This window comes from Thermobaculum terrenum ATCC BAA-798, from assembly GCF_000025005.1.
In the GTDB taxonomy this organism is placed as follows: Bacteria; Chloroflexota; Chloroflexia; order Thermobaculales; family Thermobaculaceae; genus Thermobaculum; species Thermobaculum terrenum.
The window spans coordinates 1,630,930-1,655,951 of the sequence record NC_013525.1 but is presented as its reverse complement, the minus strand read 5'-3'; the positions used below and the strand labels follow the sequence as shown (position 1 = coordinate 1,655,951).

The window sequence follows — 25,022 nt, the reverse complement described above, 5'->3', positions numbered from 1 at the left end:
TAGGAGGAAGACTATGAGTGTCAATGCAAAGGGTAGGTTGATCAAGAGGACATCGACTACTCCTTCAGCTGATGGTACAGTACTCGAGGTTACCCAGGAAGAAGCAGGTTGGCAATATGTTAGCTTCAAGGTGTGGAGACTCCATCAGGGGCAATCTATAGAGGATGGTACACGTAATGAGGAAGTAGGTTTGGTTGTATTGAGTGGCAAAGTGACGGTGGAGACCCCATCAGCAACTTGGGAAGATATAGGTGAGCGCAGTAATGTCTTCGATGGTAAGCCTTATGTAGTATACCTTCCTCCTGGAATGCCGTTTGTTATATCGGCAGTAAGTGACTGTGAGATAGCACGTTGTGGCTCAAAAGCCGAGAAGGGTGCATCGCCAAGGTTAGTAACTCCTGAAGAGATATCCGAAGAGATCAGAGGTGAAGGCAATGCTCAACGACTCATCAGACATCTCTATGAGGCAGATCGTCCAGCTCAGCATATATTTCTGGTCGAGGCTATAACACCTAGCGGAAATTGGTCTAGCTATCCACCACATAAACATGATAAGAACGATCCTCCAAATGAGACCTATCTAGAGGAGACTTATTATCACCGCTTCAGGCCAGAGCAGGGGTTTGGCTATCAGAGAGTTTATACAGATGATAGAGATCTGGATGAAGTTCTACTCATACAGGATGGTGACTTGGTAATGGTTCCGAGAGGGTATCATCCTGTCGTGACTGCCCCAGGGTATGATCTCTATTATCTGAACGTTATGGCTGGACCAATTAGGGAGTGGAGATTCAAAGATGATCCAGCGCATGCCTGGGTAGCCTCTTCATGGAAGCCTTATGGGGGATGAAGAGATGACAACCTTTAAACTTACTACAGCACAAGCGATAGTTAGGTTTCTAAGTGCTCAATACACTGAGAGAGATGGTATCGAGCACAAAATGTTTCGTGGGATATTTGGGATATTTGGGCATGGCAACGTGACGGGACTGGGGCAAGCATTGGAGGAAATGGGGCAAGAGCTACCTTACTATAGGCCGCAAAATGAGCAGGCAATGGTGCATACTTCTGCTGCCTATGCCAAGATGAAGAACAGGCTGGAGATGTTTGCCTGTACCTCTTCGGTTGGACCTGGTGCTACTAACATGGTGACTGGAGCTGCTACGGCTACAGTCAATAGGCTACCTGTTCTGCTGCTTCCCGGTGATACCTTTGCCTCAAGACTTCCTCACCCTGTTCTCCAGCAGCTTGAGCATCCTCTAATGAGGGAAACTACGGTCAACGATGCTTTCAGGCCGGTATCGAGATTTTGGGATAGGATCACGAGGCCAGAACAGATACTGGATAGTTTGCCTGAAGCTATGAGGATTCTCACGGATCAGGCAGAAACTGGGGCAGTTACTATTTGTCTTCCTGAAGATGTACAGACGGAAGCTTATGATTATCCGGAGAATTTCTTTGAGAAGCGCGTTCATAGAATTGTACGAACCGTGCCTCCGGAATCACAGATAGTTGCAGCTGCACAGATGATAAGGGACTCTAAGAGACCGTTGATAGTTTCGGGAGGAGGGGCTGTATATTCTGAGGCTTCTGGGGTCCTCGATAAATTCACAAGTACTTTTGGAATTCCTCTTAGTGAGACTCAAGCGGGCAAGGGTATATTGCCTTGGAATCATGAGTGGAATGTGGGCCCTATAGGGTCCAACGGAGGGTTAGCTGCTAATAGGCTTGCACGCGATGCTGACCTAGTAGTATGCGTAGGCACTAGGCTTCAGGACTTTACTACCGCTTCCAAAACTGCTTTTCAGAATCCAGAGGTGCGGTTCATAGGAATCAATGTTGCCCCTATGGACGCACATAAGCTAGGGGCTTTGCCGTTGGTAGGTGATGCCCGTAACACGCTTGAGGCTTTGTATGGGGCTTTGATTGGGTGGGAATTCAGTACTTCAGAAGATTACAGGCATGAGGTGGCTAACCTCAAGAAGATCTGGGACGCTGCCGTGGATGAAGAAAGATCTCGTACCGTAAATGGGAGGCTTACAGAAGCTAATGTTATCAAGATAGTCAACGAGTTCAGCAGACCTCAAGATGTAGTGGTATGTGCTGCTGGTGGACTACCAGGGGATTTGCTTAAGCTCTGGAGAGCTTGCGACCCAAAGGGCTATCATCTTGAGTACGGGTACTCCTGTATGGGTTATGAGATAGCTGGCGGCTTAGGAGTCAAGATGGCAGACCCATCAAGAGAAGTTTATGTAATGGTTGGGGATGGCAGCTACCTTATGCTTCATACGGAGATCGTGACCTCGCTGCAGGAAGGTTACAAACTGACAATAGTCGTGGTGGATAATTCTGGCTTTCAGTGTATACGGGGCCTACAGATGAGCTCAGGATCACCTTCGTTTGGTAACGAGCTAAGATACAGGGATAAAAACACTAACAGGCTTGAAGGCCCATATATGCAGATAGACTTCGCCAAAAATGCTGAAAGCCTCGGGGCAGTAGGTATATTTGCCGATAACGCGGCAGATCTAAGATCTGCTTTGGAGCGCGCCTCTAAGGCAGATAGGACAGTGGTTATACATGTGCCTGTAGATCCTGATGCTAAAGTGTCCTCCTTTGAAAGCTGGTGGGATGTTCCCGTGGCAGAGGTATCTTCAGAGGAATCAGTAATCAGAGCTAGAAAGGAGTATGAATCTGCGAGAGAGAAGCAACGCTTCTACTACTAGCCCTCCAATAGGTGTAGGCATCATCGGCCTGGGCAGGATAGGAGCCTTGCATGCTGATCACCTTATGAACGCTATCCGGGGGGCAAGGTTGGTTAGAGCTGCAGTTGATCCTGCTCATAAGAAGAAGCTTGAGGCTGAGGGTTATCCCATACCTCTTACTGATGACCCTGGTGCTCTGATAAATGATCCTGAAGTGGAGGCGGTAGTTATAGCTTCGCCCTCCACCTTTCATTATGAGCACATAGTCCTAGTCACTGAGGCCCGCAAGCCACTATTTTGTGAGAAACCATTGGCTGATAATGTCCCAGATGCTATGAAGGCAGCTGACAAGATAAGAACATCTGGTATCCCCTTTCAGATTGGTTTTCAACGAAGGTTTGACCCTGGATACAGGAGAGCTCGTCAGCTGATAGAGCAAGGATGTATAGGAGTACCGGAGCTATTTAAGGGCGTAACTTGTGATCGCATTCCGTCAGTGGACTATCTGAAGACCAGCGGAGGCTTATTCTGGGATCTGGGTGTGCATGATTTCGATGCGGCACGTTTCTTGACTGGGTTGGAAATAGAGTCTGTGTATGCTCATGGGGCTGTACTTGTGGATAAGCAACTAGAAGAAATCGATGATGTAGACTACGGACTTGTCATTCTAAGGTTTTCTAGCGGAGCTATGGGGGTTGTACATAATGCTTGGAGGGCTCCATGGGGTTATGAAATTCGCGCTGAAGTTTATGGTTCGAAAGGCAAGGTAGTAACCGAGCTAGATGAGAAGTTTCCTACCCGGTTATACGATCAAAGAGGGATAGTAATAGACAGGCATACACTGTTTACAGAAAGATTCCGCGACGCATATAGAGACGAGATACAAGCTTTTGTTGATGCAATACTAGCTGGAAAGATCCCTTCTCCAGGGGTAGATGATGCTGTTAAAGCTCTTTTGGTAGCTGACGCAGCAACCAGAAGCAGAAAAAGCCGCGATTGGGTTCAAATTCCTTTATGAATCTAGGGGTAAGGGGATGAGCAGTTACGTACTTTTACGTAAGGTAAAACTCCGTACTGAGCAGATACCGGCATGGATGGGAGGTGGAGATGCAGTTAGCCACCTAGAGATTATTCGATATAAGGGGGATGTAGGGTGTTACCTCTTTTACCTAAGCAAGGACGGCCGCCCGCAGGCAGATATTTACTACGACACCGAAGAAGATGCCATGCTTCAAGCATGTAGGGAGTTTGGTATTGAGCCCGATGAATGGGAGATAGTTACACAAGAAGAAATATAACGATAGAGGGTTAGTAAATATGTCTCTTAATGTCAGTGTAGGCACGGCTCCTATAAATTGGAACAACGTTGACGTACCAGGCTACAGGCCTCCCACGCCTTATGAACAGATGCTTGATGAGATGGCACAAGCTGGTTACGAAGGTACAGAGATAGGTCGGGACTTCCCCACAGATCCCAATAAACTGTTAGATGACTTAGCTAGAAGGGGGCTTAGGCCGGCTTCTCAATATTGTCCTACTAACCTCAGAGTCAGGGGCAATCACGCAGCTGACATTGAACTGGTTACTCGCACAGCTAAGTTTCTTAACTCCATTGGAGTTGATGTGGTAGTTGTGGCAGATTCGGGTTCTCCTGAACGTTGGGCCATGGCAGGACACGTACCAGACGATGCTGAGATGGGTGAAGATGAATGGCTATCGATGGCTGAGGGACTACATAAGATTGCAGATGCCTGTGCCCAATTAGGAGTTAGAGTTGCTTTTCATAACCATGCAGGCACGTACGTAGAGACAGAAAGGGAGTTAGACGAGCTAATGAGTTTGACCGATCCTTATAAGATCGGTCTGTGCCTGGATGTGGGGCACCTCCTATATGGTGGTGGTGATGTCCTAGATGTATGTAAGAAGTATGGTGATCGCATCATATACGTGCATCTAAAAGATGTAGATATGGGTGTGCTTGATAAGTGTAAACAAGAAAACTTGGGATTTAGAGAAGCCCTCTATATGGGTATTTTTACTGAATTTGGGAAAGGCGGTCTGGACTTCAGAGGCTTTTTCAACGCCTTGGATGAGCACAATTATTCTGGATGGATCATTGTCGAACAGGATACAACTAAGCTATCGCCGCTTGAGTCCGCAAGACACAATCGTCAGTTTCTTAGGGAAAACTTTGGCATATAGGTCGGATTAGCATTTATTCATAAGAAGGGGTAGGATGATAGTCTACCTTACTCCGCTGGGTACGGTGTGTTATACTGGTGAGTGTATAAAAAACGCACGTTCCCGGATGGCTAGGTCCTGCCAGATGTATATTCTGGTCCCTGGTTGAAGAAGGGAGCGGAGGATTAATAAAAAGGAGGTTGTCATTTGGCAAACGTAATCAATATGAAAGCTTTGTTAGAAGCAGGCGTTCACTTTGGGCATCAGGCAAAGCGATGGAACCCAAAGATGAAGCCTTATATATTCACCGAGCGCAATGGTATCCACATAATCGATCTGGCTCAGACTGTACGTGCGCTCAACGAAGCTTACGACTTTGTTGCCGATACTGTAGCTAATGGTGGCACAGTCCTTTTCGTTGGTACTAAGAAGCAGGCCCAGGATGCCATAGCAGAAGAAGCAACCCGTGCTGGACAGTTCTACGTTAACCAGCGCTGGATGGGCGGTATGCTCACCAACTTTGTTACTATCAAGTCCAGGCTCCGTACTATGGAAGAGCTAGAGCGCAGAAAGCTTGAGGGCGACTTTGACCGCCTACCTAAAAAAGAAGCCCTGAAGCTCGAGAGGGAGCTTGAGAGGCTCAATAAGATGCTGGGCGGTCTAAGAGGCATGGATAGTTTGCCTTCGATTGTTTACGTGGTTGATCCCAGAAAGGAGTACATAGCAGTATCGGAAGCCAATAGATTGGGCATTCCAGTAGTAGCTATGGTGGATACTAACTGCGACCCGGATGTAATAGACTGGGTAATACCAGCGAATGATGATGCCATTAGAGCGGTTAGGTTGATAACCAGCAAAATAGCCGATGCTGCTCTTGAAGGTAGAATGCGTAGAGAGAGCCTAGCTGCTGAAGAGGGTGAAGAGGTCTTTGTCGAAGGGCCAGAGGTGATAGAAGAGCTGCAGACGGTCTTTGAGCCTGAGGAATCTGCACCTACCGCAGCACAGGGTAGTAGCGAGGCAAATGCTGAGAGCTCGGATGAGGAATCCGAGAGCGAGTCAGATCTAGCTACCGTGTAGGTTCAGCTCTAAATATAGGGTACAAGTCGGAGGGTAGGGGCGGTGCTCCGACCCTCTTTTTTGTGTAAAAACAAACATAGTATTTATTAGGAGGAAAGCCAAGGTGACTATATCTAAGGAAGCGATTATAGAACTAAGAGAAAGAACAGGTGCTGGCATAATGGATGCCCGTAGAGCTCTCGAAGAGGCTGGTGGTGATATCGAGCGAGCAGCTGAGATCCTGCGCGAGAAGGGGCTATCAGTAGTAGCAAAGAAGGCCGGCAGAGAGGCCAAGCAGGGACTTATAGAGTCCTATGTACATGCTGGTAGGCTTGGAGCTCTCATAGAGCTCAATTGTGAGACCGACTTCGTGGCGCGCACTGACGATTTCAAGAATCTCGCCAGAGAAATAGCAATGCAGGCTGCAGCTAATGGGGCGGGCTCTGTAGAGGAACTCCTTTCTCAAGCCTACAACCGTGATTCTAGCAAGACTATTCAGGATCTGATTAACGATACTATTGCTCGGGTTGGTGAAAACATAGTTCTTCGTAGAGTTTGCAGGTTTGCACTCGGTGAAGAATAGTTTCCGCTAGAAGGGGGCGCAAAAAGCGCCCCCTTTTGTATATTATCGTATTGGCTCTATTATGTAAGCCTTCTAAGCAGGAATAGGGGGTGATGTCCTGTGGCCAAATACAATCGCGTTCTTCTCAAGTTAAGCGGTGAGGCCTTGATGGGCAAGATGGGGTATGGGATAGATCCTGAAGTAGTGAGAGATATAGCAGGGCAGATAAAGCGCGTGGCATCTCAGGGAGTACAAGTTGCTGTTGTGCTGGGCGGAGGCAATATATGGCGAGGACTAAGCGCAGCATCACACGGTATGGATAGGGCAGTAGCTGACTACATGGGTATGCTTGCTACAGTTCTTAATTCCCTGGCTTTACAAGATGCCCTTGAAAAGATGGATTGTGAAACCAGGGTTATGACTGCCATAGAGATGCCACAAGTTGCTGAGCCATATATTAGAAGGCGTGCGATAAGACACATGGAGAAAGGTCGAGTAGTGATACTCGCAGCTGGCACAGGCAATCCGTACTTCAGTACGGATACTGCTGCTGCACTCCGTGCGCTTGAGCTGCATGCGGAAGTTATTCTGTTTGCTAAAAATAATGTTGATGGTGTTTATTCCTCTGATCCTAATGTCTATCCTGATGCTGTAAAGTATGATGAAATTACCTTTAAGGAGGCCATCCAACTTGGCCTTAAGGTTATAGATGGCCCAGCGCTTGCTCTCTGTCAGGAAAACTCTCTACCTGTGTTGGTATTTGGGATCCAAGAACCAGACAGTATAGTAAGAGTCATATCGGGCGATAAGCTTGGAACTGTAGTAAGCTAAACTACGGTCAAAAATATTGATTGTTGGGAGGAGTTCGAGATGATAGACGACTTGTTGGCAGATGCCGAAAAGCGTATGCGTCATAGCATCGATGTTCTCAAGAAAGATCTAGCTAACATAAGATCAGGTAGAGCAACTCCAGGGCTTGTAGAGCATATAGAGGTCGAGTACTACGGGGTACCAACACCTCTGATTCAACTTGCCAGCATATCTGTGCCTGAGCCAAGAATGATAGCTATTACTCCTTGGGATCCTAATTCTATAGGACCTATTGAAAAAGCTATACAGAAATCCGAGCTTGGGCTTAATCCCTCGAACGATGGCAAGATTATACGCATACTTGTTCCGCCTCTAACAGAGGAACGAAGGCGAAGTTTGGTCAAAATGGTCCGCCAGCGGGTTGAAGAGGATAGGGTAGCTATCAGAAACATTCGTCGTGATGTTATGAACGATATCAAACAGATGCAGCATGAGAAGATGATCAGTGAGGACGAGGCTCGTAGAGCTCAGGAGAAGCTGCAGCAGCTGACCGATAAATATATTAAGGAAGCCGATAGCCTTGGTGAGCAAAAGGAGCAGGAGATACTGACAGTTTGAGTAACGGTATACCCAATCACATTGGTATCATTATGGACGGTAATGGTCGGTGGGCCGTTAGTCACGGTTTGCCGAGGTACGAGGGCCATCGGGCAGGTGTGCGTAACATACGCAATGTGGTAGAGGCATGTGTAGAATTGGGCATCAAGTACCTTACTGTCTATGCGTTCTCCACTGAGAACTGGTCTCGCCCGCCAGAGGAAGTATCAATGCTTCTCTCCATACTGGAGAATGTCCTCAAAACCGAGACGCCTGAGCTTCACAAGAACGGTGTTCAGATACGTCACCTTGGTAGCCTGGATGAACTTCCCGAGCATCTGCAGCACGAGATAAGGAAAGCTCTCGAGCTTACAAAATACAATGACAGACTAGTTCTAAGTGTTGCATATAATTATGGAGGTAGAGCTGAAATTGTTCATGCTGTCAAGAGGATTATATTAGAGGGTGTTCCACCAGACAAGATAGACGAGCACCTATTTAGTCAATATCTTTACACTGCAGGACTACCCGACCCTGATCTTATCATTCGAACGGCAGGAGAGATGAGGCTTTCCAATTTTCTCATTTGGCAAGCAGCCTATGCAGAGTATTGGTCCACACCAGTATTCTGGCCAGACTTCACCAAGGAACATCTGAAGCAGGCGGTTGAAGACTACGGTCGTCGGCAGCGCAAATTTGGGGGACTTCTTGAAGAGGATTAAGCCTTGCCTTCGGGGTTTCTAATCAGGTCTATTAGCAGCATCCTAGTTGTAATTGTTGCAGCAGCGGTTGTCTATAGCCCCAGACCCATATTGATTCTATTACTAATAGCGCTTGCCTTTATTGGGGCGCTTGAGCTGTACAGGATGGTCTCCCCTCTTTATCCAGGCATGTCTCTTGGGTTGTTGCTTCTACTTACGATCTCTCTTGTGATAAGCGGCGCTTTGGCTAACATGACTGGTAAGTTGTCTTGGGTGTTATTTGCATGCTGTGCCAGCGTGTTATCACCTGCGGCGTTTTCTGTGCTACGTCTCAGCCCCAAGGAGGGTATGATTCCTTGGTTATTTACGACAGGCTCCAGCCTGTACGTAGGTTTACCCATGGCTCATATAGAGCTTATTAGGGGGTTGGAGTCAGGGCGTGAATGGCTTATCTTGGCCATAATCTCTACATGGGTTACAGATACTAGTGCTTATATAGCTGGTAGTATGTTTGGAAGAAGGAAGCTAGCGCCCAAAATCAGCCCAGGGAAGACTGTCGAAGGGGCCGTAGCTTCAACAGTTTTCACTATCCTGTTAGTTACAATTCTTGTACCCTTGTTTCGACTGCCTATAAGCCTTACCTGGGGCCCTATAGTAGGGCTAGCGCTTGCCTTTGCCTGTCAGATGGGCGATCTCGCAGAATCGTTCGTAAAGAGAGCTGTTGGGGTGAAAGATTCTGGCAACATAATCCCTGGGCACGGCGGTTTGCTAGATCGTATAGATGGTCTTTTATGGGTCGTATTGATAACTTACTATATAGCCAACTTGGCGCTTACGTGATCTCCTTAGTTGAAAAGCCTTCTATAGCATAGGCAATCTTGCCTTTGCATATTGTGGCTACAAGTTGTAAGTTTTGATTCATCAGCACCAGGTCAGCGTCATACCCAGACTCGATCAGTCCCTTTCTAGATTCGGCTGATGCTGATATTGCCGGGTTTAAAGTAAGCATTCTTACAGCATCAGGTAATTCTACTTCTACTTTTTCTACCATGTTTCTCAATGCTTGATCCATAGTGAGAACGCTTCCGGTTAACCTGCCATCTTCAAGGCGGGCTGCCCCATCTATTACCCTAGCTTTTTGTCCTCCGAAAGTAAATTCCATACTTGGGCATCCAGCGGCAGATAAAGCATCTGTAATTACGATCGTCCTATCAGATCCTAGCGCTTTGACGAGTATTTTAACGACCGCTGGATGAACATGTACGCCATCTGCTATAACCTCTCCCATCACTTGTGGTGACTCAGCAATTGCTCCCAACGTACCTGGCTCTCTATGGTGTAGTGGAGGCATGGCATTGAAGCAATGAGTCGCATGGGTTATCCCCCATCCGATAGCTTCAAGAGCTTGCTCATATGTTGAGTTAGTATGCCCTATACTTACCCTAACGCCGTTATCTATAAGTAAACTTATCATATTACGTGCATTTGGTAGTTCTGGCGCTATGGTGACCAGCCGTAGATGACCTTTGGAAGCTTGAAGTATGGAGTTTGTTTCATCAATGTCGGGTGTCCGAAGCCATGAGGTGTCATGTGCGCCTCGCTTTTCAGGGCTGATATATGGGCCCTCCAAATGAATCCCTAGAGGCTCTGCTCCTTCCTGATATCTTTCTATAGCATTTACTGCGGCTTGTATTTGCGCTATCGGTATACCATTTGGTATACCAACTACTCCAATGAGAAACGAAGTTACCCCAGTTGAGGGTGCCCATTTGCAGTATGAAAGTATTTCTTGTGGGTTGGTAGTATGCAGATCAAACCCTCCGCCTCCATGTGTATGCACGTCGATAAAACCTGGAAAGATATAGAAGTCTGATGCATCGATGACTTTGAAGCCATCTTGAAGATTGTTATCTTGATAGCTGATTAGGCCACCTGAGAGCTTCAAGCCTGGGTTTTGCCTTATCCCGCGAGCATCTACTATATTTCCACCACGAATAAATATCTCCATCTAGACAACCTCAAATCGTTCCTAGAGTTTCATGCTATTATGCTAACATACTTGTTGTTTTTTCATTTTGTATCCTGGTACCCACTTAGTTTATGAGAAGACGAATCACTACAGGATTAGAAAAACTTTTGTCGCAGGGAAGTGAGGCAGTGGAAGGGCGCCCTATTGCTCTTCTGACTAATCATACCGGCGTGGATAGGAATATGCGCCATATCGTTGATTTACTTGCTTCCGATGACCGTTTTGACCTAGTGGCGCTACTTGCACCAGAACATGGTATAAGAGGTGAGGTACAGGCAGGCGAGAAAGTATCCAGCTATGTTGATCCTAGAACTGGGATTCCAGTATATAGTCTTTACGGGGAATCCTACGAACCAGAGGATCAACTCCTAAGAGATATAGATGCAATAGTTGTTGATTTGCAGGACGTAGGTGTGCGCTATGCTACTTATACATCTACGCTGTTGAGGGTAATGACTAAGGCTTCACTCTTCGATGTAGATGTAATAATTCTTGATAGACCTAACCCTCTCTCACCAAAGGGAATTCAAGGTCCCTTACTACAGAAGGAGTACACTTCTTTTGTTGGATTTCATAATGTGCCTGTCTTGCATGGAATGACGTTGGGTGAGGCTGCATGTCTACTGGCCCATGAATTGGGACTAAGAGAACCTATAGTAATAAAGATGGAAGGTTGGGAAAGGAACTTATGGTATGATGATACCGACTTGGTATGGGTACAACCTTCTCCCAATCTACCAACTATGGATTCCTTGCTGTTATATCCCGGTACTTGTCTTATAGAGGGAACTAATATATCTGAAGGCAGGGGTACAACTCGACCCTTCGAATATATAGGAGCACCCTGGATAGATCCTTATGCATTACTGGAGACACTAAAGATATTTGAGTTTCCTGGGGTGCTGTTTCGAGCTACATATTTTACGCCTATGTTCTCAAAACATTCTGGCCGTTCATGTGGAGGCGTACAGGTACATATATTGGATCGATACGCATTGAGGCAGGTGGAATTGGGGGCGTATCTGCTGAGAGCCTTTTATTTGCAGGATGAAGGAAAATTCGAATGGATACAAAACAGTGAAGGTAAGTTCTTTGTGGACCTGCTGATAGGTAGTGACAAGCTGCGTAAAGCTGTTACCTCAAATACTAATAGTGAATTCCTGGATTTGGTAACAGTTTGGAGAGAAGATGCACTATCTTTTATAGATAGGTTTCGGGAAGTACAGCTCTATCAGTAATTTTGTAAGGAAGTGGTTATGATAGAGGATCTTGAACAGGTACTTAAGTCTTTGGAGACTGAGAAGATCAATCCAGCAACTACTAATATAGACAAGATGTCTCCATTAGAGATAGTTCAGGTAATGAATTCTGAGGATGCTAAGGTAATTTTGGCTATTCAGAAAGAACTGCCAAAGATAGCACATGCTATAGAGGAGATAGCTGCAAGACTACGTAAAGGCGGCAGGCTTATATACATGGGAGCTGGTACCTCTGGAAGATTAGGCGTTTTAGATGCTTCAGAGTGCCCGCCTACTTTTAGTACTCCAGAAGGTATGGTGATAGGTTGGGTGGCAGGCGGACCGGAAGCTTTGGTTAAGTCTATAGAAGAGATAGAAGACAGCGCGGAAGCAGGGCGTGCTGATGCTCAAAAGTTGGGTGTAAGTAATATGGATGCACTAGTAGGTATTGCTGCCAGTGGTAGAACGCCATATGTGCTTGGTGCTGTCGCTTATGCGAAGGAAAAGGGAGCGCTGACTATAGGGTTAGCTTGTAATCCTAAGACTCCATTAGAAAGGATAGTGGATATCATGATAGCCCCTGTGGTTGGTCCTGAAGTTATCGTAGGCTCCACCCGACTAAAAGCAGGTACTGCTGAGAAGATGGTGCTCAACATGCTAAGTACAGGTAGCATGATACTTCTTGGGAAAACATACGGTAACTTGATGGTAGATCTCCAACCTAGAAGCTCCAAGCTAAGGAGAAGAGCTGTATCGATACTTCAGGCAGCTACAGGCGTGAGTGAGCAAGAAGCTGAGAACCTCCTCAAAAGATCTAACTACAATCTTAAAGTAGCGATAATAATGGCAAAGACAGGACTCGACTTTGATGATGCTAGAAGAAGGCTTCAGGCGGCTAATGGTGTTGTAAGAAACGTTCTGGAGGAGTTGGGCTTTGAGTGAGGTTTTTGTAGGTGTTGATTCTGGGGGTAGTAAAACTCTTGCTGTTGTAGTCGATGCTGCCGGTAATGAACTAAGTAGAAAATCTGGTGCAGGCGCCAATTATGCTGTTTCAGGTCTGGACTGGGTAGTGCACACTATAACCTCAGTTGTATCAGAAGCTCTGTCATTAGCAGGCGTTACTGATAAGCCCAAGGCTGCATGGCTAGGCGTCGCAGGTACTGATAGACCCGAAGATTACGATGCGCTGTATCCGGCGCTCTCCTCGGTTGCCGATAAAATAAAGATCACCAACGATGGTGATCTAGGTTTGTGCGCCCTTAGGGATAACGTTGGTGTAGCTGTTATAGCTGGCACAGGCGCCATAGCAGTTGGTGTTGATGTGAATGGTAAGAGGGACAGGACTGGTGGTTGGGGACATATCATTGGTGATGAAGGCAGCGGCTACGATATAGGTAGGAGAGGCTTACAGGCTGCAGTTAGGATGGCAGATGGTAGGGGAGTTAACACTTCCTTGCTGGATAAGATACTGCATAAATGGTCTTTACATGATCCCTCAGAGATAATTCCAAAAGTGTATCACAACTACGATAAGGCTTTGGTGGCTTCTGTGGCTGAGATTGTTTTCGAGGCAGCCGCAGAGGGGGATCAAGTATCAAAGCAGATAATAGTTGATTCTATTCATGAGATAGCTTTGCTGGCTCTGCCTCTTGCACGCCGGCTGGAGTTCCCGGACGGCGTGGTACCGTTGGCGCTGTGTGGTGGGCTATTAGTTGGTAACACCAGTTTTCGGGAAGGAGTATTAGATATACTCTCTCAACATTGTAATTTGGGTCAAGTTGAGGTAGTGCAAGAGCCTGCGTTGGCGGCAGCTCTGGCTGCTAGAAATATCTAGTCAGTTAGGCAGCACTGGATTTAGACTGCAGCTTCTTTAGATTTATGAGGGTTTCCTTGAGGGCTGCTCTTTCCTTGTTATAGGTCTCTTGATCTAGCTTTCCTTCTGATAACTGATTGTCAAGAGATGCTAGCTCTGCTAGTAATTTGTTGTATAAAGTCTGCTCCGAGACCTGCTTGCTTTGTCTACTGATGAGAGCTAGTGTTGAGGCCAGCATCAGGATTATTAGTCCCGCTGTAGCTATCCAGATCTGTGGGTTGTTGGGCCTTATAGTCCATATATTTACTGGTAATCCGCTAAACGTGATATCCAGGGTAGTTCTATTTTGAAATGGACCGCCGACAAGCAGATTATATCTACTGCCCCAAAGGGATACAGGATCGCCAGCTCTTAGTTGGGAAGAACTTATGCTTGGGCCGCCCTCTTTCCCTAGCAGCCTGAACTCCTTTGTAGGATAGGGTAAAGTAAGTTGAAAGTTGTAATTGCTCTGATCTACGCTATACGGGATGCTATAAGTAAAAGTTACCTCATTAGGTCCGGGATATATGGGTAAGTTTGTGCCGAATCCTCTATCGGTCTGAATCATCTGATAGTTGGCCAATCTACCCAGACCTGTTAGTTGATCTGCCCCTGATGGTAGCGAAAATCTCAATAGACCCATAGGACCTTTGGGCCCATTGGTGGTAGGTAGAAAAGTCTTATTTGTAGGATTCTGGATCATGAAAGTCTCTAGGACGAAAGCTCTCTGTGTGGTTTTATCTGTATCTAGTAGCACTAAAGAAGCGGATTCAACACGAAGTATAGAATCATCAAATGTAGTCTCATAAACTTTGAGATCATACTTGCGGCTGGGGGTTTTGTCAGTTAGCTGTATGTTTTGAGAGGTATACTCTACATTTTTGTATTTTGCGTAAACTACATAGTTGTAGTTATCACCTATAGGCAGACTATTAAACTCGAAATAGCCATTGGCATCTGTCTTCGTAGATTTGTTGGGCTGTTCTGTTTGTCCGTCAGTCCAATAGAGGTTAACCGAGTACCCACTAAGTGGGCGAGATGTTGTTCCATTTATAAGCCTGCCGCTTATCTTCCCGTTTGCTGCAGCATTTACGTTCGAGCTAATTGCACTACTAACTAGCAGGAACGCAAGGAAGGTTGCGATGACAGCTAATATTCGAAGTCCGTGTATTCTCATTTCCCTGACCAAGAAACCCCTTTGTCGTGGCTGACGTATATGTTGCCAGCGGAGTCTACAGCATACATGACATCGTCCCCAATAGCTAAGGCCCTTAGATCCTTTGATAATCCGATCTTCACCCAGCTTGTACCGTAATCGGTAGACTTGAAGAGCCCCATATCTGTTGCAGCATACAGCGTTCCTTGTATGTTTCCTCCGTTCGGTAGAGTACCCCTTTCACCACTGGATCTATCATAGGCTACGTATCGCACGTTTTTTGTCGGTAATGCTCCGTTTACAGTTCCGTTGGCACTACCCCAGGCTCCTTGTGTCCCAACAAAGACACCTGCGGGACTAGATCCAAAGATTACTAGAGGATCAACGGATGCAATAGTTGCTGAAGAGATTCCTGCTTGTTCAGGACCGGTTGTCTTATCCCAGGTGGTACCATTGTTCGAGCCTATATATAAGTTGCCCTCTGCATCAAATCCATATATCTTTGAGCTTTCACTATCAGTAGTAATAGCTACTAGCTTTGGAGCGCTTGATATTCTACTCCATGAGTCGCCTTGATCTGCTGATGTCCATACCTGGAAGTTGACTACAGCAAATAAACGATTATCGATAGCACCTATGGATGTTACGTTACCTTGTATACCGGAAAGGGATTCCCAAGTCTTGCCACCATCAGTACTCTTCCAGATAGTAGTACCGTCTCCCGCAAACACTAGATCACCAGGACCGTAAGTAGCTATAGTCTGCACATTGTTCGATGGAATGGTACCTACTGCTCTTGCGCTGGCGTTTCTAGCTGTCTGTTGGAGGTAAATGCCTGCGGTCGCCAGAGCAAATAATAAGCAAGCTATAACTATGGATATTAGGGCTTTTCTTTTCCTGTCTAGGGAGGGTAATCTAACCCGCTTTGTAGCATGGGGGTGAGGTTGCAAATCGGGTGTCGTCTCAATTGATGTCGTCCGGAGTTTGGCTCCGCATTTGGAGCAGAACAGATCATCCTTATCTACCTTGGCTGAACACCTTGGACATACCAACTCTTGCACTTCAGTTACGGGTTGATTGGCCTTGATCATTGAAAGGTCATGCTCTATCTGCCTATCGATGTAGGCTAAATCACTCTCTGCGGAATCTGTGCTATATCCTGCCGTAGCGCTAACAAGCTCTCTATATTGAATGCGTAGTTGCCTGTAGTCCTCTTCGCTTAGTTTGCCTAACCTGTAATCAGTTTCTATATCTGCGAGAGCTTCCAATGCCATATCATGAACATTGGAGTCTTCAGGGTTGCCCAAGGAGCCCTGCAGATATGCGTAGGAGGGCTTACGTGTAAATAATGGCTGTAGCACGAAGATTATTACAGCCAGAAATATAACTGACGCAACGAGAGCTATTACCACAGTTCAGAAACCCTTCGATCCTTGATCTCCTGTAGAATCTCAGCGTCCTCTATCTCGGTATCTGATACATGATTTGAGCTCTCTATTATAGAGACAGATTTTCTTCTGACCCACTTATTCATGGCAAAGAATAGGGCTATTCCACAAATGATTATGGCCAATATAGGCCAGGACCAAACAAGGAGTCCAAAACCCTCCTTTGGAGGTGTCAGCAATATTTGCTCGCCATATTGCTGCACAAAGTAAGCTTTTATCTGTTCCGGAGTCTCGCCAGCAAGTAGTTTCTCTTTAATTGTCTCTCTCATATCTGCAGCTAGAGGGGAAGGGGAGTCAGCCACGGACTCGTTTTCGCACACTAAACACTTTAGGTCTTTTGCTATTTGTCTTACCTGATCATCTATGTTAGCAGGCTGTGATTCAGCATATACCTTGGTAGCGATTACAAATGTGGGAGCTAATAGTAGTACCAAAGTTATGATGTTAACCATCAATAGATTCGCTAATCTAAGCCTGGACATTCGCGCCCACCCGATTAACTAATGCCTCTGCAGCTGTACTCCTTTGTCTGACCACGCTTCTCCTTGCCTGTGGCCATGCACATATTAGGGTGCCAATTACAAATAGTACACCACCCCACCATATAAGAGCCACCATGGGATTTATAAATACCCTAATAGTTGCGTTGCCGTTTTGGTCTATATCACTTATTAGCACGTATATATCATCTAGGTTGGGAAATAGAGTCTTGATAGCTATTCCGGTGACAGGCTGGTCTTCCCAATTCTTATAAATCCTTTTCTCAGGGCGTATGTTACCCAAGTACTCTTGCCCATGCCTGAGACTCAGATCTGCATAGATTACCTGGACGCTTGGTCTTTGTATAACGTATAGGCCATTGCTTGTGATGGTATAGCCATCCACGCTCATAGACTGGCCCTTCTGTAGTGTACGCGTGGATTCATATTGATAGAAGCTAGAGGCTGTTATACCTACTGCCAGTAGCAACATAGCTAAGTGGACTATATATCCACCATATCTTCGTCTATTTCTTCTAACTATATTTACCAGAGCGATCGCAAATGGCTCTGAGGTATTCCTGCTTCTAGCAGCTGCGGCCTTATAGAATTCTATGCAGGTGGCTACGAAAACAAACACTATAGCAGAGAAAGATAGTAATGCAGGGAACTTTCGTACGCCCAGTAGGAATAGAAGTGATCCTACTATTATTCCAGATACTGCTGGGAGTGCCAAATTACGTATGAACTTGTGGCCTGAGCTGCGCCGCCATGCTAACAACGTTCCGAAGCCGATTAGGAGTATCAGCAGCAGGAACAAAGGACCATTCACTTGCTTGAAGAATGGTGGACCTACCGATACCTTTGCTCCCCTAACTACCTCTGATATGAGCGGGAATATAGTACCCCAGAAGGTGGCGAAAGTAATTCCAAGTATCAGTAGGTTGTTCATTAGGAAGCTGGCCTCTTTGGACAATAGGGAATCAAACCTTCCCTCCGTCTTCAGCTTGGGCAACCTGAAGAATATCAGCCCCAACGAGAATATAGTAGCTATACCTAGGAATGTGAAGAAGAATGGTCCCAGACTAGAAAGTGCGAAAGCATGTACAGAGGAGATTACACCGCTACGTACAATGAAAGTACCGAATATGGCTAGAAGGAAGGTCAAAACCACGAGTCCCAGATTCCATACCTTGAGCATTCCGCGACGCTCTTGGACCATGGTTGAGTGAATAAATGCTGTCGCGGTTAACCAAGGCATTAGAGCTGCATTTTCCACTGGGTCCCAACCCCAATAGCCTCCCCAACCAAGAACGTGGTAGGCCCACCACGCACCTATAAGCAGTCCTATACCTTGTATTAGCCATCCGACGAGCATCCACCTTCGGATAGCCAGCAACCATTCCTTGCCGAGTCTTCCGGTTAGGAGAGCTGCTATAGCATAGGCAAAGGGTATGGAGAAACTCATATAACCAGTAAGTAGGAATGGAGGATGAAATCTCATCCCAGGGTCCATGAGGAGCGGATTGAGTCCTTGCCCGTCAACTGCTTCGACCGCTAGCCTCTCAAATGGATTGGAGACGAAGCTTAGAAGCAATAAGAAGAATACTTCTATGCCAAGAAGTACCGAACCTACATAAGGAGCTAGTTCTGGATAGTTCTTTCTAGCATGCCAAACTGCGATGGCTGAGAAGATGGTCAGCATCCAGGCCCAGAACAAAAGAGATCCTGCTTGCCCGCCCCAGAAACTTGTGAATAGATAACTGGGACTCATATCTCTACTAGATGTCTGGGCTACGTATGCAATTCTGAAGTCATGAGTAAACAATGCCCAGAACAGGAACCCGCTTGCCAGAGTAACCAGAAAGGCATTTGCGAATACTGCATGCTGAGAGCTTCTAACAAGTAGATTACCCCTCAGCTTATTGTACAACCTGTTTTCGCTGTTAGCCAGCAGCCAGGAACCGTATGCTCCTGTCGCTAAACCATATACAGCTAGTACAAAAGCTATTACTAGTGCCAGGAAAGCTATATCAGAAGGAATCACTGGGCATATCCTTGGGATGGTTTGGACTGGAACTTGGAGGGGCACTTGGCAAGTAGGGTGTGGGCATGGAACACCTGCCCATCATAGGTGCCCTCCACCACCACATCAGCATTGTCCTTGAAGATGTCCGGCACCACACCCTGATACTCCACCCTCATCCTGCCAGAACCATCATAGGCTGTGAAGCTGAGCTTGTCTCCTTGCCTGGAGATGGAGCCAGGCAACACCTTGCCTGACACCCTGACCTGTCCCCCATGATAGGAGGACTGCAGCTCGGAGACCTTCAGGTAGTAGACGGTGTTGGCCGAGAAGTTGGAGACCACCAGGTAGAGGATGGCGGCAGCTGCCACCAGTCCCACAACTAGCAGTCCCAGGTTTCTTCTCCTCGTGGTGTCTACCGCTACAGCTTGTGCCATTCCCTTGGCAGTATACCACATGGAATTCACTCTTCAAATTTCAGCATTCATCCCTATCTCGTCTACTAACTATTTAATGCGGTATCTACATTAGGTTTCAGCTTGATGATAACCATGAAGCTAAAATGTGTCGGCTTAGAGTTAATTGACCCTTTGGAGATAGAAATTTTGCAGTTTACTGGGTGCTCGATATTAGCAGCTGTTATCATAGAACGAGATCTGTTTACTAGTTTGTGTTTGTAGGCACAAAGTGAGACAATAGATTCAGATAAACAGGGAAAGTATTCTTTAATTTTTCCTTATGATATTCTTGCGTATTTATAACCATGCTGTAAGGGGCTATACAAGATATGAGCGTTCTGAGCACCTTATTCGCCAATAGGGCTAATAGTGATGGCACTACCCCAAACTGGTACCAACGCATAACAGCACTCAACGCTTTCGCAGTATGGATGCTTATAGTCCTTGGGGGTATAGTCCGGGTTACCGAGTCTGGCACCGGCTGTGGGGCTTCTTGGCCTAAGTGTAATGGTCGGTGGGTTCCTCCACTCGAGTTTCATCCTATGGTGGAATGGAACCATAGGCTGTTTGCTGTGCTCGTTGGTTTCTTGATGCTTTTCACAGTGCTCTCAACGCTACTATGGTTCCGAAAGCCCCGTAGGTTGTTGGTCTTTGCTCTCCTTGCCGCGGTGTCTTATATAGCACAGGCTATATTGGGTGCTCTGACCGTTATCTTTGAGGTCGGTCATGGATGGGTAGCAGCCCATATGGGCAACTCCATGATACTCATGGGCTCGACTATTCTCTTGGCTTTGTTTGCTAGGATAGGCGCTGTGCCTATCAGCGAGAAGAGTGGATGGTTAAAATGGTTTGCTATTGCAACTCTGATATGGACGTATATAGCTCTCTTCTCTGGGTCGGCTGTTATTGGAGAGGGTGCAGATATAGCTTGTCCTGCATGGCCCCATTGTAGCGATGCTAACATACTTCCCCAAAACTACTTGCAATGGGTGAACTTTGGTCATCGTCTGGCTGTTGGTGTGGCTGACATTTTAATGTTGTTACTTGCTATAGGGGTTTGGAGAAAAAGGCGAGGCGACCGTTTGGTAATGTCGGCCACACATGTACTGGCCATATTTTATGTTTCTCAGGTATTCATAGGAGCGTTCACTATCTGGACTAAGGCTTCGCCAGCAATGAAGGGGTTGCATTTGGCCGTAGCTGCAGCCACTTGGGCAGCACTTGTAGTTCTTGTAACCCTGATTTGGGTAGGGGAGCCTCAGGCGAGCAAGATTAAGAAGGGTTCTAAGGGGTTGTCAAGGCGAGTATTCTCTAGGGTGCCAGAACCTGTGAGAGCTTACTTTGCGTTGATGAAGCCTAGGATAATCCCTCTGCTGCTTGTGCCCACAATAGCTGCGATGCTGATAGCTGCTGTTCAGCATCCACCTCAAGGCTCTCTGCTGGGATTGATGTTCTGGACCGTTCTTGGGGGTATTTTGGCCACAGGTGGAGCACACTCCATCAACAACTTCCTGGACCGGGATATAGATGCCAAGATGAGGCGCACCAGGAACCGCCCTGTGGTTACCGGCAGGGTTAGTCCTGAACGAGCTCTTTGGTTTGGTATTTTTCTTAGCATCCTAGCCCTGGTTGAGATGTGGGTATTTGTGAATCCTGTGGCGGCGGTACTGGCTATACTAGGAAACTTATTCTACGTATTTGTCTACACAGCTTGGCTCAAGAGAACCACTACGCAGAATATAGTTATAGGTGGAGCCGCTGGTGCAGTTCCGCCGTTAGTTGGTTGGGCGGCAGTCACAGGTGACGTTGGTCTGCCGGCCATATTGTTCTTTGCGATTATCTTCTTCTGGACCCCGGCTCATTTCTGGTCATTGGCTCTGGTTCGACAGGAGGACTATAAAGCAGCTGGTATTCCGATGTTGCCCGTGGTAAAAGGACAGGAAGCTACCATGAACGGCATACTGAAGTATGCTGTGCTGCTGCTTCTTAGCACGATCTTACCTTTCCTAACCCATTCCCTCGGTTATATTTACCTTGTTGTGGCTATATCCTTGGGACTGCTACTTGTCATCAGGGCTATTCAGCTCAAGCTGCATCCTGAGATAGCTTTGGCTTGGAGAGTATTCAAGTATTCGAACATCTATCTGGCGATGCTCTATGCTGCCATGGTTATCGATAGGTTGATTGCCCTAAGATAACAATCCTTTCTGGAGGTAGAAGTTGAAACTTCTTTGGGTCTTAAGGATTTGTCTGTATGTACAGCTTCTGCTTGGTATAGTTCGTTTCTTTGGTCCTAGAGTATCAGACTTCGTGCTTAACCAACATATATGGGAGTTACATAGAGGACTGGCTTTTGTTATAGCGATACTTGCCATTATCGCTCTCAGGCCCAAGCCAGGTGTCGAGAACAATGGCATAAGGATTACAGCCAGATTTTTCCCTCTACTACCTCTGCTTTTAGGTTTGGGATTTATGCTGGGTATAGCTTATAGCGAATCCCTGGTAATCCTGCATATGGTGTTGGGCATAATCTCACTGGCCTTGGTAGAAATGGCTGCTGCTCGCGAGAGGAGATCTAGGTTAGCTAGCGCCTAGGATAACATAGATTTGGAGTATAGCTATTGCCTTCCTCGCACAGACCTCGCATAGTTTACATGGTGGGCAACGCTCATATAGATCCTGTCTGGCTTTGGAGGTGGAACGAGGGGTTTCAAGAGATCAAAGCCACTTTCAGGTCTGCTCTGGATAGGCTCAAAGAGTATCCGGATTTCATATTCACAGCTAGCTCTGCTGCTTTCTATGAGTGGATCGAGGGCAACGATCCAGATATGTTTGAGGAGATACAGAAGAGGGTAAAGGAGGGGAGGTGGCACATTTGCGGCGGCTGGTGGGTAGAGCCCGACTGTAACCTGCCATCTGGAGAATCCTTCGTCAGGCAAGGGCTATACGGCCAGAGATATTTCCTATCTAGGTTTGGCATCACTGCTAGCGTAGGCTACAACCCAGATAGCTTCGGGCATAACATTATGCTCCCGCAGATCTTGAGTAAGAGTGAAATGCAGTTTTACGTTTTCATGCGCCCTGGGCCGCATGAAAAGGAATTGCCCTCGAGGCTGTTTTGGTGGAAATCTCCTGATGGTAGTTCAGTGTTGGCTTATAGGATACCTTACCCATACTGTACCGACAGGGGAGATTTGCGAGAGCATTTATTGAATTGCATAGCAGACGAGGATCTTGATATCTCTATGTGCTTTTATGGAGTTGGTAACCATGGTGGAGGGCCTACTCGAAGGAACATAGAGAGCATAATCTCTATGGGATCCGAAGAAGATTTACCTGAGCTTGTATTTAGCTCTCCCAACATGTTCTTTAATGCTGTTTCGGACTTAGCTCAGGAGTCTCCTGTTATCGAGGATGAGCTTCAGCATCATGCCAGTGGTTGTTACTCTGTGCACTCCAGTATCAAGAAATTGAACAGATTGGCGGAGAATAGGCTGATAGTTGCCGAGAAGGTATCTTCTCTCGCCAATCTGTTGCTTCGACATCCTTATCCGGAGGACTTTGATCGGGCCTGGAAAAACGTGTTGTTCAATCAGTTTCACGATATTCTTGCAGGCACAAGCATAGAGCTTGCTTATGAGGATGCCCTCTATACTTACGGTGAGGCTATTAGCATCGCAGATAGAAACCTTAATGCAGCGCTTCAGTCCGTATCATGGAAGGTCAATATAGAGGGTGATACACATAGCCTGGAAGATTCCAAGGCCGTATTTGTTTTCAATCCTCATCCTTGGAAGATTTCAGAGATTGTTGAAGTAGAGTCAAGCCTTAGAAAGGACTTGCAGTACGAATTGGTGGATGCTTCTGGAGGTAGCCATCCTTTTCAATACATTAAACCCGATGCTACTACAATGTCGCATCGTAAGATATGCTTTGTTGCTGATGTCCCGGCCTTTGGGTGGCAGACCTATACACTCAAGCCAAGGTCTTCCAAATCACTTGAGGAAGATACTAATCCGGTAAACTGTATCGCTGATGACCTTCGGATTGAAACACCTAGCTTTGTCATGCAAGTCGACGATTCTTGTGGTGGGATAGCTAGGCTGTTCGATAAAAGACATAATGTTGAGGTCTTCAGGTCAACAGCCGCACTCCCACTGGTTATAGCCGACAACTCTGATACTTGGAGCCATGGAGTCTTCAAGTTTGATGACATATGTGGAAGATTTGAACTAGCCGGAAGCAAGCTGGTTGAACATGGAAGTGTTAAGTCCGTAATTAGGACTGAAAGTCATTATGGGAGTTCCCTATTAGTACAAGAATTTACTCTGTATCCTTGGAGAGATCAGATCGATGTGAATGTTGTGGTAGATTGGCGAGAAAAGCATAAGTTGCTCAAGCTTGCCTTCCCGGTGAATTGGAACGCTGATTATGTGACATATGAGATCCCTTATGGGCATATTACCCGTCCTCTTAATGGAGAGGAGGAACCAGGACAATCATGGGTAGATATATCTGGTGTGTTGGAGTCTGGACAAGAGTATGGTTTGAGCTTGATCAATGACTGTAAGTACAGCTACAGTGCGTTCGATAATGCATTCGCAATCACAGTCCTGAGAAGTCCTGTTTATGCTCACCATGTACCTGCTGAGCTAAATCCTGACGTTTCTTACTCCTACATAGATCAGGGGATGCAGAGATTTAGATACACACTACTACCTCATAGCGGTAGCTGGCGAGATGCCCGCACTCCTCTCGCTGCTGCATTACTCAATCAACCTCCTATCGCCATTTTTGAGTCCTTTCACCCTGGAGTCCTCCCACCCACCTATTCGGCTATGGAAGTTTCGCCGAGTAATGTGATCGTCAGCGTGCTTAAGAGGGCCGAGGATGGATATGGATATATCTTGAGGGCCTATGAGACTAATGGAGAAGTGGTTACTGCCAGAGTAAGACTTTTCATGTTAGATCTAGATATTGAATTACAGTTCGCACCTTATGAGATCAAGACCATTAAGATAGATCCTGAGAGCAAACAGTTTGAAGAGGTTAACTTGCTGGAGTTCGCCGAGGGGAATTCATGATTTTATTTCTTCCTCTGAGCGACTGAGACCTCGGATTCTCTCAACCTTCAGGAATACATTATTGCAAAGTAGATACATAGTGTAAGCTCCTACACTTGGAGTTATTAGTACGCTGAGAGGTAGAAGCCAGGCTAGGTAGACAATGCATGTTGCTATCAAAATGTTGACAAAAGTCATATGTGGATAGCTGAGAGCATAGAGCAAAGAGTTGCGTATGATGTGCAAGGATTTGAGTCTATAAGTCACTGCTACCGGGAAAATGTATACAGATGCCGCTAGATACAACAAGCAAATTATGCTGGTAAATGGTATTAGGAGTAGTTTGATTATTCCTGTCATATGATATATTGCGTATATGTCCAGGAGCAGTATTAATCCTAGTGGGATCCAAAAAGCACCTATAAACAAGCTCTGTAAGAACTCTTTTCTTAGGTGTCTCAGAAAAGGAAAGAAGAAACCATTGTCTTTGCCAGTAATCCAGTCCTTTACCACTCCAAACAAAGCGGTAGTTGCAGGAAAGATAGTGAAAATTGGGGCAGCAACAAATAGCCAAAGCACATTTAGAAACAGGAAGTTAGCTAATACTTCAAGGGCTTTATAGATTCGATTTTCGGTGACGTTCATAGTGTTCATAATCTTA

At 46.3% G+C, this 25,022-nt stretch carries 24 protein-coding genes; 17 read left to right on the top strand and 7 right to left on the bottom strand.

Going from position 1 to position 25,022, the window contains the following annotated elements:
• Positions 1–13: 13 nt before the first annotated feature.
• The 11 genes from iolB to TTER_RS14775 all read left to right on the top strand — a co-directional run bounded on the left by iolB (position 14) and on the right by TTER_RS14775 (position 9,452).
• Positions 14–850 (top strand): 5-deoxy-glucuronate isomerase, encoded by an 837-nt coding sequence (gene iolB / locus TTER_RS07760; protein ID WP_012875465.1) that lies wholly within the window; start codon positions 14–16, stop codon positions 848–850.
• 4 nt (positions 851–854) lie between these two features.
• Positions 855–2,726, top strand: coding sequence for a 3D-(3,5/4)-trihydroxycyclohexane-1,2-dione acylhydrolase (decyclizing) (iolD, locus tag TTER_RS07755; protein ID WP_012875464.1), 1,872 nt, complete (start codon positions 855–857; stop codon positions 2,724–2,726).
• Complete coding sequence (gene iolG / locus TTER_RS07750) at positions 2,689–3,723, top strand: inositol 2-dehydrogenase (RefSeq protein ID WP_012875463.1); 1,035 nt, start codon at positions 2,689–2,691, stop codon at positions 3,721–3,723. The genes iolD and iolG overlap by 38 nt, the downstream gene beginning before the upstream one ends.
• Positions 3,724–3,739: 16 nt before the next feature.
• A complete protein-coding gene (locus TTER_RS07745) occupies positions 3,740–4,003 on the top strand; it encodes a hypothetical protein (protein ID WP_012875462.1) in 264 nt (87 codons plus the stop codon).
• 19 nt (positions 4,004–4,022) lie between these two features.
• Positions 4,023–4,907 carry a sugar phosphate isomerase/epimerase family protein gene (locus TTER_RS07740; RefSeq protein ID WP_012875461.1) on the top strand — a complete coding sequence of 295 codons (885 nt, stop codon included), beginning with the start codon at positions 4,023–4,025 and terminating at the stop codon, positions 4,905–4,907.
• Positions 4,908–5,111: 204 nt separating this feature from the next.
• A complete protein-coding gene (gene rpsB, locus TTER_RS07735) occupies positions 5,112–5,963 on the top strand; it encodes a 30S ribosomal protein S2 (RefSeq protein ID WP_049823038.1) in 852 nt (283 codons plus the stop codon).
• A 103-nt stretch (positions 5,964–6,066) separates the two neighbouring features.
• Positions 6,067–6,525, top strand: coding sequence for a translation elongation factor Ts (gene tsf / locus TTER_RS07730; protein ID WP_012875459.1), 459 nt, complete (start codon positions 6,067–6,069; stop codon positions 6,523–6,525).
• Between the two features lie 99 nt (positions 6,526–6,624).
• Positions 6,625–7,335 carry a UMP kinase gene (gene pyrH, locus TTER_RS07725; protein ID WP_012875458.1) on the top strand — a complete coding sequence of 237 codons (711 nt, stop codon included), beginning with the start codon at positions 6,625–6,627 and terminating at the stop codon, positions 7,333–7,335.
• 39 nt (positions 7,336–7,374) lie between these two features.
• Positions 7,375–7,932, top strand: a complete 558-nt coding sequence (frr, locus tag TTER_RS07720; RefSeq protein WP_012875457.1) for a ribosome recycling factor — start codon at positions 7,375–7,377, stop codon at positions 7,930–7,932.
• Entirely contained in the window at positions 7,929–8,633 is a 705-nt protein-coding gene (locus tag TTER_RS07715; RefSeq protein ID WP_012875456.1) for an isoprenyl transferase, read from the top strand. The genes frr and TTER_RS07715 overlap by 4 nt, the downstream gene beginning before the upstream one ends.
• A 3-nt stretch (positions 8,634–8,636) precedes the next feature.
• Complete coding sequence (locus tag TTER_RS14775; protein WP_012875455.1) at positions 8,637–9,452, top strand: phosphatidate cytidylyltransferase; 816 nt, start codon at positions 8,637–8,639, stop codon at positions 9,450–9,452.
• On the opposite strand, the gene nagA is transcribed toward TTER_RS14775, so the two are convergent.
• Positions 9,445–10,620, bottom strand: coding sequence for an N-acetylglucosamine-6-phosphate deacetylase (nagA, locus tag TTER_RS07705; RefSeq protein ID WP_012875454.1), 1,176 nt, complete (start codon positions 10,618–10,620; stop codon positions 9,445–9,447). The genes TTER_RS14775 and nagA overlap by 8 nt on opposite strands.
• Before the next feature lie 92 nt (positions 10,621–10,712).
• On the opposite strand from nagA, the gene TTER_RS07700 reads away from it, so the two are divergent.
• Genes TTER_RS07700 through TTER_RS07690 form a run of 3 tightly spaced genes read left to right on the top strand, consistent with a single transcriptional unit; the run spans position 10,713 to position 13,713 of the window.
• Positions 10,713–11,879, top strand: a complete 1,167-nt coding sequence (locus TTER_RS07700; protein WP_012875453.1) for an exo-beta-N-acetylmuramidase NamZ family protein — start codon at positions 10,713–10,715, stop codon at positions 11,877–11,879.
• A gap of 18 nt (positions 11,880–11,897) precedes the next feature.
• Positions 11,898–12,821 carry an N-acetylmuramic acid 6-phosphate etherase gene (murQ, locus tag TTER_RS07695; RefSeq protein WP_012875452.1) on the top strand — a complete coding sequence of 308 codons (924 nt, stop codon included), beginning with the start codon at positions 11,898–11,900 and terminating at the stop codon, positions 12,819–12,821.
• Positions 12,814–13,713: an N-acetylglucosamine kinase gene (locus TTER_RS07690; protein WP_012875451.1), complete on the top strand. Its 900-nt coding sequence runs from the start codon at positions 12,814–12,816 to the stop codon at positions 13,711–13,713. The genes murQ and TTER_RS07690 overlap by 8 nt, the downstream gene beginning before the upstream one ends.
• A gap of 4 nt (positions 13,714–13,717) precedes the next feature.
• Here the strand turns inward: TTER_RS07690 and TTER_RS07685 are convergent, their stop codons facing one another.
• Genes TTER_RS07685 through TTER_RS07665 form a run of 5 tightly spaced genes read right to left on the bottom strand, consistent with a single transcriptional unit; the run spans position 13,718 to position 19,298 of the window.
• Positions 13,718–14,920 (bottom strand): carboxypeptidase-like regulatory domain-containing protein, encoded by a 1,203-nt coding sequence (locus tag TTER_RS07685; protein ID WP_148211920.1) that lies wholly within the window; start codon positions 14,918–14,920, stop codon positions 13,718–13,720.
• Positions 14,905–16,299 (bottom strand): zinc-ribbon domain-containing protein, encoded by a 1,395-nt coding sequence (locus tag TTER_RS07680; protein ID WP_012875449.1) that lies wholly within the window; start codon positions 16,297–16,299, stop codon positions 14,905–14,907. The genes TTER_RS07685 and TTER_RS07680 overlap by 16 nt, the downstream gene beginning before the upstream one ends.
• A complete protein-coding gene (locus TTER_RS14770; RefSeq protein WP_012875448.1) occupies positions 16,293–16,817 on the bottom strand; it encodes a cytochrome c-type biogenesis protein in 525 nt (174 codons plus the stop codon). The genes TTER_RS07680 and TTER_RS14770 overlap by 7 nt, the downstream gene beginning before the upstream one ends.
• Positions 16,804–18,861 carry a heme lyase CcmF/NrfE family subunit gene (locus tag TTER_RS07670; protein ID WP_012875447.1) on the bottom strand — a complete coding sequence of 686 codons (2,058 nt, stop codon included), beginning with the start codon at positions 18,859–18,861 and terminating at the stop codon, positions 16,804–16,806. Before TTER_RS07670 ends, TTER_RS14770 begins: the two co-directional genes overlap by 14 nt.
• On the bottom strand, positions 18,858–19,298 hold the full coding sequence (locus TTER_RS07665) for a cytochrome c maturation protein CcmE (protein ID WP_012874192.1): 441 nt from the start codon (positions 19,296–19,298) through the stop codon (positions 18,858–18,860). The genes TTER_RS07670 and TTER_RS07665 overlap by 4 nt, the downstream gene beginning before the upstream one ends.
• Positions 19,299–19,627: 329 nt before the next feature.
• On the opposite strand from TTER_RS07665, the gene TTER_RS07660 reads away from it, so the two are divergent.
• From TTER_RS07660 to TTER_RS07650, 3 genes are read left to right on the top strand one after another with little or no spacing between them, the layout of a single operon-like run.
• Positions 19,628–21,496 carry a heme o synthase gene (locus TTER_RS07660; RefSeq protein ID WP_012875446.1) on the top strand — a complete coding sequence of 623 codons (1,869 nt, stop codon included), beginning with the start codon at positions 19,628–19,630 and terminating at the stop codon, positions 21,494–21,496.
• A 22-nt stretch (positions 21,497–21,518) separates the two neighbouring features.
• Positions 21,519–21,893, top strand: a complete 375-nt coding sequence (locus TTER_RS07655; RefSeq protein WP_012875445.1) for a hypothetical protein — start codon at positions 21,519–21,521, stop codon at positions 21,891–21,893.
• Positions 21,894–21,919: 26 nt separating this feature from the next.
• Complete coding sequence (locus tag TTER_RS07650) at positions 21,920–24,382, top strand: alpha-mannosidase (protein ID WP_012875444.1); 2,463 nt, start codon at positions 21,920–21,922, stop codon at positions 24,380–24,382.
• Here the strand turns inward: TTER_RS07650 and TTER_RS16385 are convergent.
• On the bottom strand, positions 24,377–25,006 hold the full coding sequence (locus TTER_RS16385; protein WP_169302649.1) for a YesL family protein: 630 nt from the start codon (positions 25,004–25,006) through the stop codon (positions 24,377–24,379). The two genes, TTER_RS07650 and TTER_RS16385, sit on opposite strands and share 6 nt — an antisense overlap.
• Positions 25,007–25,022 lie beyond the last annotated feature (16 nt).